This is a genomic window from Bosea sp. RAC05 (assembly GCF_001713455.1).
Taxonomy (GTDB): Bacteria; Pseudomonadota; Alphaproteobacteria; order Rhizobiales; family Beijerinckiaceae; genus Allobosea.
Genome location: NZ_CP016464.1, coordinates 833,333 through 845,302, shown reverse-complemented (window position 1 = coordinate 845,302; position 11,970 = coordinate 833,333). Strand labels below are relative to the sequence as shown.

Sequence of the window (11,970 nt, the reverse complement as noted above, 5' to 3'; positions counted from 1 at the left end):
CTGCGGCCGCAGCGCGTCTGAAATGAGCTGCTGACGGACGCCAGAGGCAAGGCGCGGCCGATATCTACGCTTGCTCTATCTCTTGAGGGCAACGATGTTCGATGGCGCCGCGGCATCCGAGCCGAGGGCCGCAGCCAGCGCGCTGCCGATCGCGTCGGCAGCGCGGCGCATGGGATCGGCGTCGAAGTGGCTGTAGCGGTTTGTCGTTTTCACATCCGCATGCCCGAGCAGGCGGCCGACGATCGTCAGGCCCATGCCTGCGGCGGCACCGTGACTGGCATAGGTGTGCCGCAGATCGTGGATGCGGACGCCCTGAAGGCCGGCCGCGCGCAGAACCATCGCCCAGGGACGCTTCAGGTCACTGCGCGCCTTCTTGACGTCGTCACCGGCGATCACGAAATCGCAGCCCTCGATGCGCGGTACGGTCGCCAGCACTTCCAAGGCAGGTGCAGCCAGAACGATGGTCTTCGCTCCCGTCTTGGAATCCGGCAGATGCAGCAGGCCGCGTTCCTGATCGACATGCTGCCATTTCAGATCGAGGATTTCGCGCAGCCGGCACCCTGTCAGGATCAGCAGTCGGATGGCTGCGGCAGCATGCGGGCCGAGCGTCGAACGGCGATCATCCGCGCTTTTCGGCAGGTGCTTTGCGCCCGCTTCTTCGAGCCTCGTCTGCCAGGCGATCCCGGTGCTTTCGGCCTCGCGCAGAGTTGCACCGATACGTTCCAGCTCCGCGATCGACAGAAACCGTGCGCCTTGATTGTCGGCATATTTCGCAACGCCATGAGCGGGATTGTCAGAACGCATGCCGAGCCGGATCGAATAGCTGAAGATGCCGCCGAGCAGGCGGACGGTCCGCGTCGCTGTGCCCTTGCCGCCGGTCACGATCGCCCGCCCGTGCCGCTTCGTCTTGACGTCGACCGCCGTCTTGCCACCGGCGACATCGCGCAGGAACCGCTCGATGTCGACCCGGCTCACATCGCGCACCAGCTTCTTGCCCAAAAGCGGCTTGATGTGCCGCAGGATCCGGCCGCGATCTGACACTAGAGTCGACGCCTTCTTGGGCGCGCCGCGCCTGCTGATGATGTTCCCCCGTTCCGCATCCTCCAGATAGAGATCGCAAAGCTCGGCGACCGTCTTCGCCGCCTTCGCTTCCACCTTGAGAGCAGCGGGGTCCTGGCCGGCGTGAACCTTGGCGAGGATATTTTTTGCCAGAGCCCTCGCTTCGTCCGGCGTCAGCGCACCGGCCTTGCCAAGCGTCATGCGCCGTTTCGAGACGCCCCGCCCGCCAGCGCCGGGCCGGTACTCCACGATCCACGTCATGACGCCGGACGGCATCACCTTCAGGCCGAACCCCTTCAGATCGGTGTCGTACCAGAAGCCGATTGTGCTTCCCGGCTCAATGGTATCGACAGCGCGTTTCGTCAGCTTGATCGCCGGCATGGCTGCCCGCCCCTCACATTTCGAATAGCCACCGAATAGCCACGGGAGAAACATTAAGAGAAGACGCGAGACATCACAAGAAATCGAACCGTCATATTTTCAGTGTGTTATGAGGTTCCAGAAACCACTACCTTTGCGCAGAAAGCTCCGGCCATTGCCCTCCGAAGGCAAAGGTCACACGTTCGAATCGTGTCGGGCGCGCCAATTAACTCCCCGAAATGTCGAGGCTTCTTGTTGTCCTGCTCGAGCGGGAAGCGGATCTTCTGAGCCGGATGGCCGCCGGATAGCGCCCGCTCGCCGTTTCGTGGCGCTGCTGTGGCCCACTCTGCCCAGATGACAGGAGCCCCCTGCAGCGGCCGCGGCCTGATGGGGCGCCCGCGACCACCGCGCGGCGGCAGATGCGGGATGACCTCCCGGAATCCTGGGGGTGAGTGGCCTTGGGCGGTCATTGGAGGTGCACGCCATGGGGCAGGCTGACGGTCGCCTTGATGACCATGACACGGGCACGGCTGAGTGCGACCGGCGTGTTCGTGATGACGGATGCCGACAGCGTCTGCGAACACGGGTCGGCCTTCGCGCACGCCAACCTGCTCGAAAAGGTCCGTATCCAAGCGAAGTTCCCTTGCGGCAGCATCGCAAGCGCCTGATACCTTCGAGTGCCCCACAGGAGACGCCGAGATGATGCGCTGTTTGACCGCCGTGCTGGCGCTGGGCTTGGTGCTGGTCCTCGCCGCCCTGCCGACGTCGGCGCAGACGCCGCCTTCCGCTGCCGACATCGCAGCCTATGACGGCCTGCACGCAGCCGCCTGGACAGGCGATGTCGCCGCCATCGAGAGACTGGTGGCGGCCGGGGCTGCCGTCGACAGACGCGACGGCCAGGGCCGGACCGCCCTTCATATCGCGGCCCATGCCCGGCAGCGCGAGGCGATGCGGACACTGGTGAGGCTAGGGGCCGATCCGCGCGCCCTTGAGGCCCAGCGCTACGACACGGTCACGATCGCCGCCGTGGCAGACGATGCCGAAACGATGCGCGTGGCTCTGGCGATCGGCGCGGATCCCCGGGCGATCACCAGCCCCTATGACGGCACGGCGCTGATTGCCGCCGCTCATCTCGGCCACGACGAGATCGTCAGGATGCTGATCGACGCGGGAGCTCCGCTCGACCATGTCAACAACCTCGCCTGGACCGCGCTGATCGAGGCCGTCATCCTCGGCGATGGGGGCAAACGGCATGAACGCACCGTGAGCCATCTCGTGGCAGCCGGAGCCAGGCGGGACATCGGCGACCGCAACGGCGTCACGCCCCTCGAGATGGCGCGCCAGCGCGGCTATGGCGCGATGGTTCGCATTCTGGAAAGCCGATAGTGGCCGTCACCCACGCTTGCCGAAGGATCAGCCGGCAAACCGGCGCTGTGTGCGGTGTCCGGTGTCAATCACGCAATCGACTTCCGGTCTTGGCGCCAGGCTGATGGGGAGATGCGAGGGCCTGGCCGGCCGCCCCTGGTCGAGCCTTCCTGGTGGTCACGGAGCAATCGGCTCCTTGCAAAGCCATTCAGCGTAGAGGGCGGCTCGGGCGGTCGCGGCCTCGCCTTGATCAGACCGATCGACAATTGCCGACCAGACGACCGAAAACGGCGGGCGTGCCGCATTCGCCCCCTTCTGCGGCGCGTCGGGCGCGCTCGGCATCCGCGATGTCCGGCTCCGGCCGCATTGCGGCGACCCTCGCGTTCAACGCGGCCAGTTCATCTTCGATGCGGCGCAGACGGGCGTGGTCGATGGCGGCAGCATCGTCCTCCAGAGCGGCCAGCGCCTCGCCGCAGGCTCTTGTCGAAAGCCTCCGCCGGCACGAACCGGCGCAGCAGGTTGATGCGTCGCGCCAGCGGTGGAACAGCAGGCTCGCGTTGACGCCGCCGAAGCCGAAGCCGTTCGCCAGGCGATCCCGTGTGTGCTCGTTCCGGCAGAGGGCCAGATGCTCTTTGACAGCCGAGGCGTGCCGATTCCGGGAGGCTGCGAAACCTCTCGATCTGTCGAAGGCTTCAAACCGCGCGATCGAAGCGTGGTCGCGGCGAGCGGCATCTCATCGCCAGTGCGTTGATGCCCGGGCGGGGGCGACGGGGCAGAGGCAGCAGCCTTCTGCTCGTGTGGCGTCCCGAAACCTGCTACCGCCCTTCCCGGCTCAAGGCTGGGACTCTCAGGCGATGCATGACGACACTCTCTCGATCGGGATCATTGGCGCCGGCATCATGGGCGAGCGGCTGCTGAGCGCCATTCTCGATCAGTCTCCCCCGTTGGTGAAGGTCAGCGGTGTCTGGGATCCGGCGCCATCGGCGATGGAGCGCATGGCCACGACATTCCCGCAGGTTCCGCGGCTGACTGACGCCGCCGCGATCATCGCCGCCAGCGACTGCGTCTACATCGCTTCGCCACCGGCGTCCCATCTCGATCATGCCCGCGCCACGATTGCCGCCGGCAAGAGCGTTTTCTGCGAGAAACCTCTGGCGGTCGACGTCGACGAGGCGCGGGCCTTCGTCGAATCCGCCGCAGGCCGAGGGGCCGTCAACTTTCCCTTCGCCTCCTCGCTTGCGGTCGCAACATTTGTGGACTGGATCGCGCAGGGCGCCGTCGGCAAGACCTCGCGCGTGACGATCGAGGTTGCCTTCGCGACCTGGCCGCGCTCCTGGCAGGCCGATGCCGCCGCCTGGCTGGACGGGCGGCAACAGGGCGGCTTCACCCGCGAGGTCGTGTCGCATTTCCTCTACCTGAGCCGTCGGCTGCTGGGCCCGCTGCACGGTCTCTCCGCACGCGCGGCCTTCCCCGAGACCGGCACATCGGAGCGCGCGATCGAAGCCAGGCTGATGGCCGGCGACATCCCGGTCGACCTGACTGGCAGCGTCGGCACAACGGCGAAGGACGACCACAACATCTGGATGCTGGAAGGCGACCGGGGTGCGGTGCGGCTCTGCGACTGGTCGGTCGCCGAGCGCCGCCGGCCCGACGGCACATGGGAACGCGCCGCCGACGCGCTGTCGCAGGTGGAGGCGCGCCCGATCGCGCTCCGGCGCCAGATCGAGGGGGTGGTTCGGCTCACGCGTGGCCAGCCACACCACCTCGCGACCCTCGATGAAGCCTTGAATGTTCAGGAGATCGTCGAGGCCATCCTCGCAGGTGGCGCGACCGCGGCAGAGTGACGTCGCCTCCAGCATGGGTTCAGCGCCGAGTCCGTTTGCTGCGGTTGTGCTGTGCCCCGGCGATGGCCTCCCGATGAGGCCGGAGACCGACGCGAAGGAAGGACCGGACCCTGAAGCGGGCCAGGTTCAGCGAAGAGCAGAACCGGCTCGGCTTCATCTCCGTTTTCCCGCGACGGAGCCTCCTTCAAGCCAAGGGCGCACCAGGGTACCGTCAAAATCATATCGAGACTTCAGATAGATAGGCGTTCTCAGCTTGATCCCGGCTGGCGCGCCATTCCGCGATGGGTTCGCGGATTCCTTCCTCGATTGCCTGAACGCGCCTCGAAGCCCTGCGCCGGGATCGGCCTGCACGGCGGCACGGCTCGCGCGGCGCCCGATCAGCGGGCCTGCCCAAAATCAACTCATGCGACCGAAATTGTATCCATTTTAGGTCAACAGCGGCATCCGAACGCATTCCGCGCGCCGTAGCAGATCCCGCGCCCCTCCAGACCGATTCTGCAGGGCCGTCATGACGGGAGCGGGCAACCGGCCAGGACATCGAGGCATGCCGGCTTCTGCTGGAAAGACGACGCCAAACCGCTCGAAATCTGCAGAAGTACCACGCCAGGGCGCTCAGGAATGATCCGGAGCCCTTCGTTGGGTCCCGAACCAGCACGGGAGGACAGCGTGGCTTCGAGAAAACACGACATAATCCAGCATCGGCGCACCCGCGCGAGCCATGGATGCAATTCTGCGGCACCCACTCTGCGGCGCGCTGTTTCACCGAGTTTTTCTCGGCCGCGCATGGGGCGCTCTCGCTTTATTGCATACAATCAAGCCGCCTTGGCACGCGCATTGCAGAGCCCGGATCAGGCCGCCTCGCGGCTCATCCATCCTGCCCGGAGGTTTCGCATGCGGTTCCCGGCTTCCATCCCAACGCTCCGTTCCCACCTCGCCTGCCGGGTGTCGGCGGCACTTTCCGCGCTCGCCATCGGCGCCACGCTCACGCTGGCGCCCTCCGCCCCGGCGCTCGCCCAGGAAAAGGTCCTGCGCGTCGCGATGACCGCCGGCGACATTCCCGACTGGACCGGCCATCCCGACCAGGGCGCGGAAGGCCAGCGCTTCGTCGGCTTCTCGCTCTATGACAGCTTCCTGAACTGGGACCTGACGCGCTCGGACCGCGAGGCGGTGCCGACCGCGGGGCTCGCCTCGAAATGGTATCCCGATCCCACCAACAACAAGCGCTGGATCTTCGAGCTGCGGCGCGACGTGAAGTTCCACGATGGCTGCCCCTGGAACGCGGAAGCCGCGCTCTGGAACATCGCGCGCATCACCGACGACAAGGTGCCGCAGTTCAATCCCGTCCATTTCGCGCGCAACCGCTCGCGCACGGTCAACGTCGCCGGCGCCGTCAAGATCGACGACTACACCATCGCCGTCGACACCAAGGTCCCGGAGTCGGTCTTCCCCTACAACATGGCCGTCTGGTTTGTGATCTCGAAATGCGCGCTGGAGAAGGCGGGCTATGACTACAAGGTCTTTGCGCTCTCGCCGCAGGGGTCGGGTCCCTACAAGTTCGGCTCGGTCGTGCCGCGCGAGCGGCTCGAGCTGGTGCGCAACGCAGATTACTGGAACCCGGCCCGCACGCCCAAGCACGACCGGATGGTGCTGATCCCGATGCCGGAGGCGACGACGCGGGCCGCGGCTCTGCTCTCGGGCCAGGTCGATTTCATCGAGGCCCCCTCGCCCGACACGCTGCCGCGGCTGAAGGCAGCGGGCATGCGCGTGACGACGCTGACCTATCCGCACAACTGGCACTACCAGTTCAATTTCCAGCGCGGCGCCTTCAAGGACATCAAGGTCCGCCAGGCGGCCAACCATGCGATGGACCGCAAGGAGATGGTCGAGATGCTCGGCGGCATCGCCGAGGCGAGCGAGGCGCTGTTCACCCCGTACCAGGCGATCTACGGCAAGCCGAAGACCTATCCCTACGATCCCAAGAAGGCGACCGCGCTGCTCAAGGAGGCCGGCTGCTACCCCTGCGCCATCACGGTCGGCATCTCGACCTCCGGCTCGGGCCAGATGCAGCCGCTGCCGATGAACGAGCTGGTCAAGGCGCAGCTCGAAGCGGTCGGCTTCCGGGTCAAGTTCGAGGTGCTCGACTGGAACGCCCTGCTCGACCTGTTCTTCAAGGGCTGGGAGCGCGCGCCGACCTATGACGCGATCAATATCTCGCTCGGCTCGGTCGACCCCGTCTCCGGCATGATCAGCCATTTCTCGACCGCGCGACGGGCCCCCGGCGGGCTGAACTGGGGCTGGTTCGAGAACAAGGAGTTCGACGAGCTGGCTGAGAAGGCGATGAACACCTTCGAGCCGGAGAAGTCGCTCGCCATGTTCACGCGGCTGCACGAGATCGTCAGCGAGCAGGCCGGCCGGCTCTTCATCGTCCACGACCTGAACCCGCGGGCGATGTCGCCCAAGGTCAAGGGCTTCGTGCCGGCCCAGAGCTGGATGCAGGACTTCGTGACGATCAGCCTCGACTGATCGTCACCGGCGCGGGGGCGGTCTCCTCCCCGGCCCGCCCCCGCCGCCACCCCTTTGCTCGATCCCGCCGCCCGTCGGCGCCGTCAGGAGGCCCATGCCATGTCCGCTCCGCTGCATTTCATGACCGTCTCAGAACTGGCCAAGGGGATCGCGGCCAGGAGCGTCTCCCCGGTCGAGCTGACGAAGGCGCTGATCGCCCGCGTCGCGGCGCTCGACGGGATGACCCATGCCTTCATCGAGGTGACCGCCGACCTCGCCCTCGCCCAGGCCAAGAAGGCGGAAGCCGAGGTCATGGCCGGGATCAGCCGCGGGCCGCTGCATGGCGTCCCCGTCGGGCTGAAGGACATCATCGACCTCAAGGGCGTGCGCACCACCGCCCATTCGCACCAGCTCATCGACAACTGGGCGACCGACGACGCCTTCGTCACGCAGAAACTGAAGGCGGCGGGCGCCGTCATCCTCGGCAAGCTCGCGACCCATGAATTCGCCATGGGCGGGCCGTCCTTCGACCTGCCCTTCCCGCCGGCGCGAAACCCCTGGAACCTCGCGCATTTCACCGGCGGCTCGTCCTCAGGTTCAGGCGCCGCGGTGGCGGCGGGTTATGTGCCGGCGGCGCTCGGCACCGACACCGGCGGCTCGATCCGCCTGCCGGCCGCCTTCTGCGGCATCGTCGGGATGAAGCCGACCTATGGGCTGGTCTCGCGGCGCGGCGTGCTGCCGCTCTCGCAGAGCCTCGACCATATCGGCCCGATGACCTGGACGGTCGAAGACAACGCCCTCCTCATGAAGGTTCTCGCCGGCCATGACCGGCTCGACCCCGCCAGCGCCGACCGGCCCGATCCGACGCCCGAGGCGCTGCTGGGCGCCGGCGTGAAGGGCCTGCGCGTCGGCTATATCCCCTCGCTCGGGGCGCAGGCGGAGGCCACGGACGAGGTGCAAGGCGCGGTCGCCGGGGTGGCCACGACGCTGGCGAATCTCGGCGCCACGGTCGAGGAGGTGACGCTGCCGCCGCTGGCCGATTTCGCCGCCTGCGGGATGATGATCCTGCTCTCCGAAGCTTTCGCCATCCATGAGCCCAACATCCAGGCGAGGCCGGATCTCTATGGCGAGATCCTGCGCGACCGGCTGCTGCTGGCCGGGCTGATCGACGCCAGCGACTATGTCCAGGCGTTGCGGATGCGCACGGAACTGGTCGCGGCTGTCGCGAAGACGATGGCGCGCTTCGACATCATCGTCTGCGCGGCGACCGCGACGCCCGCCCCGGTCATCACCGAGATCCCGAAATTCGGCCTGTTCAGCAAGCCGCCGCTGACCATCCCCTTCAACGTCACCGGCATGCCCTCGCTGACGATGTGCTGCGGCTTCTCGGCCTCCGGCCTGCCGCTCTCGGTCCAGATCGCCGGCCATGCCTTCGGCGAGGCGACGATCTACCGCGCGGCACAGGCCTATGAGGCCGCGACCGCCTGGCGGGAACGGCGGCCTGCCCTGGAGGCCGCCGCGCCGATGAGCCTCGCCGCCGAATAACCGACCCTCTCCTTTCAGCCGCGTCCCGGAGGCCGCCATGACCGACACGCCCGCCACGCCGATCCCGATCGAGGCCAAGCTCGCCGAATACGGCCTGAAAGTCGGCCCGGAGACGCTGGAGTTCCTGAAAGGAGCGGCCGCCGATCTCGAAGCCGCCGCCCGCAACATCCGCGTCAAGCGCAGCTATCTGCAGGAGCCGGTCCACGCGCTCCGGCTCTGGACCAAATGAGGGCCGCCATGACCGCGCTGCACGATTTGACCATCGCCGAGGCCGCTCCGCTGCTGAAGGCGAAGAAACTCTCCCCGGTCGAACTGACCGCGTCCTACCTTTCCCGGATCGACGCCTTCGACGGGCAGCTCAACGCCTATCTCCGCGTGCTGCCCGAGCAGGCCATGGCGGCCGCGCGCAAGGCGGAGGGCGAGATCATGAAGGGCGGCTACAAGGGGCCGCTGCATGGCGTGCCGATCGGGCTGAAGGACATCTACAACACCAAGGGCATCGCCACGACCGGCCATTCCGCTCTCTACAAGGACCATGTTCCGGAGGAGGACGCGACGACGACGCGGCTTCTGGCGGAGGCCGGCACCATCCTGCTCGGCAAGCTCTCGACCTGGGAGTTCGCGATCGGCGGCACCTCCTTCGACCTGCCCTGGCCGCCGGCAAAGAACCCGTGGAACCTCGCCCATGATCCGGCCGGCTCCTCCTCAGGCTCGGGCGCGGCGATCGCGGCCGGGCTCGCCATGGGCTCGATGGGCACCGACACCGGCGGCTCGATCCGCGGGCCGGCCGCCTGGTGTGGGATTTCCGGCCTGAAGCCGACCTATGGGCTGGTCAGCCGCCGGGGCATCCTGCCGCTCTCCTTCAGCCTCGACCATGGCGGGCCGATGTGCTGGACCAGCGAGGATTGCGCGCTGATGATGGAGGTGCTGGCGCAGCACGACCCGCTCGACCCCGGCAGCGCCGACGTCGCCAAGCCCGATTTCGCCGGCTCCCTCCAGAAGGACGTGAAGGGGCTGCGCATCGGCGTCATCCGGCATTTCTTCGAGAGCGACGCCGAGACCGACCCCGAGATCAAGGCCGGCATCGAGGCGGCGCTGGTGACCTTCCGGGAGCTGGGCTGCGAGGTGGTGGACGTGACGCTCTCGCCGCTGTCGGCCTATGGCGACGCGGCGACGCTGATCTCGCGCTCGGAGGCCTTCGCCTTCCATGAGGAGACGCTGAAGGCGACGCCGGAACTCTATGGCGAACTCGCCCGCCAGCGCATCATGATGGGCGCCTTCGTGCGGGCCTGCGACTATGTCAACGCGCTGCGCGAGCGCGGCCGCCTGATCGCCGAGATCGCGACCGTGTTCGAAACGGTCGACGTGCTGATCTGTCCGACCATGCCAGGCGTCGCACCCAAGCTCGGCGACCTCGGCAACATGATGTCGCGGGCGCGGCCCTCCTTCACCCGCGTCTTCAACCTGACCGGCTCGCCGGCGCTGTCGGTCTGTTCCGGATTCTCGGCGGCGGGGCTGCCCTTGGCCATGCAGATCGTCGGGCGGCCCTTCCAGGACGATCTCGTGCTGCGCGTCGGCAGCGCCTTCGAGAAGGCCACCGCCTTTCGCGACCTGCGCCCGGCACCATGGGCGCAGCAGGCGCTCGCCGCCGAGTGACCCGGTGCCTATCCCCCATTCGTGGAGACGATCATGAGCGAGACCATCTCGACCGAAGCCTTCCAGGTGCTGCTCGACCGGGCCGGCATCCGCGTCAAGCCCGAGCATATGGACGAGATGCGCAGCGCCTACATGCTGCTGCAGGCGATGCGGGAGCGTGTGCGCAAGCCCCGCGGCTACGATGCCGAGCCGGCTCATATTTTTTCACCGGCGGGCCGCTGAGATGACCGGCGATCTCACGCTGCTGACCATCCGCGAGGCCTCGACGCTGATCGCGGAGCGCAAGCTCTCGCCGGTCGAGCTGACGAAGGCCTGCATCGCGCGAACCGAGGCGCTCGACGCGACCTTGAGCACCTATGTCGCCTTCACGCCGGAGCTGGCGCTGGAGGCGGCAGAGGCGGCCGAAGTCGAGATCGGGACAAGCGGGCCGCGCGGCCCGATGCACGGCATCCCGGTCGGGCTGAAGGACATCTACGACACGGCCGGCGTGGCGACGACGGCCCATTCCAACCTGCTGAAGAGTCGCGTGCCGACCGAGGACGCCTTTACCGTGACGAAGCTGCGCGAGAGCGGCGCGGTCATCACCGGCAAGCTCGGGACTTTCGAATTCGCGATCGGCGGCCCCTCCTTCGACCTTTTCACGCTGCCCGCCCGCAACCCCTGGGACCCGGCGCGCACGACAGGCGGCTCCTCGTCCGGCTCGGGCGCGGCAGTCGCGGCCGGGATGGTGCTGGGCGCGACCGGCTCGGACACCGGCGGCTCGATCCGCAGCCCGTCCTCGCTGTGCGGGCTGGCCGGCATCAAGCCGACCTATGGGCTGCTCTCGCGCCGGGGCATCCTGCCGCTGTCGCAATCGCTCGATCATGCCGGGCCGATGTGCTGGACGGTCGAGGATGCGGCGCTGATGCTGCAGGCGATGGCGGGTCATGACCCGCTCGATCCGGCCTGTGCCGATGTGGCCGTCCCAGACTTCACCGAAAAGCTCGACGAAACGGTGAAGGGCAAGACCATCGGCGTGATCCGCCATTTCCACGAGACCGACCATCAGGCGGCGCCGCCCGTGCTGGCGGCGATCGAGCAGGCGATCGCGGTCTACAGATCGCTCGGCTGCGTCATCAAGGAGGTGACGCTGCCGCCGCTGATGGATTTCGCCGCGGTGGGGCTGATCATCATGTCGTCGGAAGCCTTCGCGATCCACGAGGCGGATCTGCGGGCGACGCCGGAGCTCTATGGCGAGATCGCGCGCGACCGGATCAGCATGGGCGGGCTTTTGACCGGCGGCGATTATGTCCAGGCGCTGCGGCGCCGGCAGGAGCTCTGCGCCGCGGTGGCGGAGGCGATGATCGGCATCGACGTGCTGCTGACGGCCGGTTCGCCCTTCCCGGCGCAGCCGATCGACAAGGTGCCGAAATGGCTGATGTACCAGAAGCCCTCGATCACCATGCCCTTCAACGTGACCGGCCTGCCGGCGCTGGCGCTCTGCGCCGGCTACGAGCCGGGAACGGGGCTGCCGGTCGCGATCCAGCTCGTCGGGCACCCCTTCGCCGAGACGACCGTGTTCCAGCTCGGCCACGCCTATGAGCAGGCGACCCAGTGGCGTGCGACCCGGCCGGCCCTGCTCGCCGCCTGATCCTTTGCC

Annotated in this window: 10 protein-coding genes; 9 read left to right on the top strand and 1 reads right to left on the bottom strand. The window is 67.5% G+C overall.

Annotation, left to right across the window (positions count from 1 at the left end; genetic code table 11):
* Window positions 1-75: 75 nt before the first annotated feature.
* Window positions 76-1,440, bottom strand: coding sequence for a tyrosine-type recombinase/integrase (locus BSY19_RS07485; RefSeq protein ID WP_069053604.1), 1,365 nt, complete (start codon window positions 1,438-1,440; stop codon window positions 76-78).
* A 488-nt stretch (window positions 1,441-1,928) separates the two neighbouring features.
* Here BSY19_RS07485 and BSY19_RS27910 point away from each other — a divergent pair, with 488 nt between their 5' ends.
* From BSY19_RS27910 to BSY19_RS07440, 9 genes are all read left to right on the top strand, one after another.
* Entirely contained in the window at window positions 1,929-2,087 is a 159-nt protein-coding gene (locus BSY19_RS27910; protein ID WP_210184411.1) for a hypothetical protein, read from the top strand.
* A 31-nt stretch (window positions 2,088-2,118) separates the two neighbouring features.
* Complete coding sequence (locus tag BSY19_RS07475; protein ID WP_150129526.1) at window positions 2,119-2,805, top strand: ankyrin repeat domain-containing protein; 687 nt, start codon at window positions 2,119-2,121, stop codon at window positions 2,803-2,805.
* Window positions 2,806-3,131: 326 nt separating this feature from the next.
* Window positions 3,132-4,628: a Gfo/Idh/MocA family protein gene (locus BSY19_RS07470; RefSeq protein ID WP_236840486.1), complete on the top strand. Its 1,497-nt coding sequence runs from the start codon at window positions 3,132-3,134 to the stop codon at window positions 4,626-4,628.
* 891 nt (window positions 4,629-5,519) lie between these two features.
* Window positions 5,520-7,151 (top strand): ABC transporter substrate-binding protein, encoded by a 1,632-nt coding sequence (locus BSY19_RS07465; RefSeq protein ID WP_083247464.1) that lies wholly within the window; start codon window positions 5,520-5,522, stop codon window positions 7,149-7,151.
* Between the two features lie 99 nt (window positions 7,152-7,250).
* Window positions 7,251-8,675 carry an Asp-tRNA(Asn)/Glu-tRNA(Gln) amidotransferase GatCAB subunit A gene (locus BSY19_RS07460; RefSeq protein ID WP_069053602.1) on the top strand — a complete coding sequence of 475 codons (1,425 nt, stop codon included), beginning with the start codon at window positions 7,251-7,253 and terminating at the stop codon, window positions 8,673-8,675.
* 37 nt (window positions 8,676-8,712) lie between these two features.
* Complete coding sequence (locus BSY19_RS07455; protein WP_069053601.1) at window positions 8,713-8,904, top strand: hypothetical protein; 192 nt, start codon at window positions 8,713-8,715, stop codon at window positions 8,902-8,904.
* A gap of 8 nt (window positions 8,905-8,912) precedes the next feature.
* Complete coding sequence (locus BSY19_RS07450; RefSeq protein ID WP_069053600.1) at window positions 8,913-10,331, top strand: amidase; 1,419 nt, start codon at window positions 8,913-8,915, stop codon at window positions 10,329-10,331.
* 33 nt (window positions 10,332-10,364) lie between these two features.
* Window positions 10,365-10,553: a hypothetical protein gene (locus BSY19_RS07445; RefSeq protein WP_069053599.1), complete on the top strand. Its 189-nt coding sequence runs from the start codon at window positions 10,365-10,367 to the stop codon at window positions 10,551-10,553.
* A gap of 1 nt (window position 10,554) precedes the next feature.
* Entirely contained in the window at window positions 10,555-11,961 is a 1,407-nt protein-coding gene (locus BSY19_RS07440) for an amidase (protein WP_069053598.1), read from the top strand.
* Window positions 11,962-11,970: the final 9 nt, after the last annotated feature.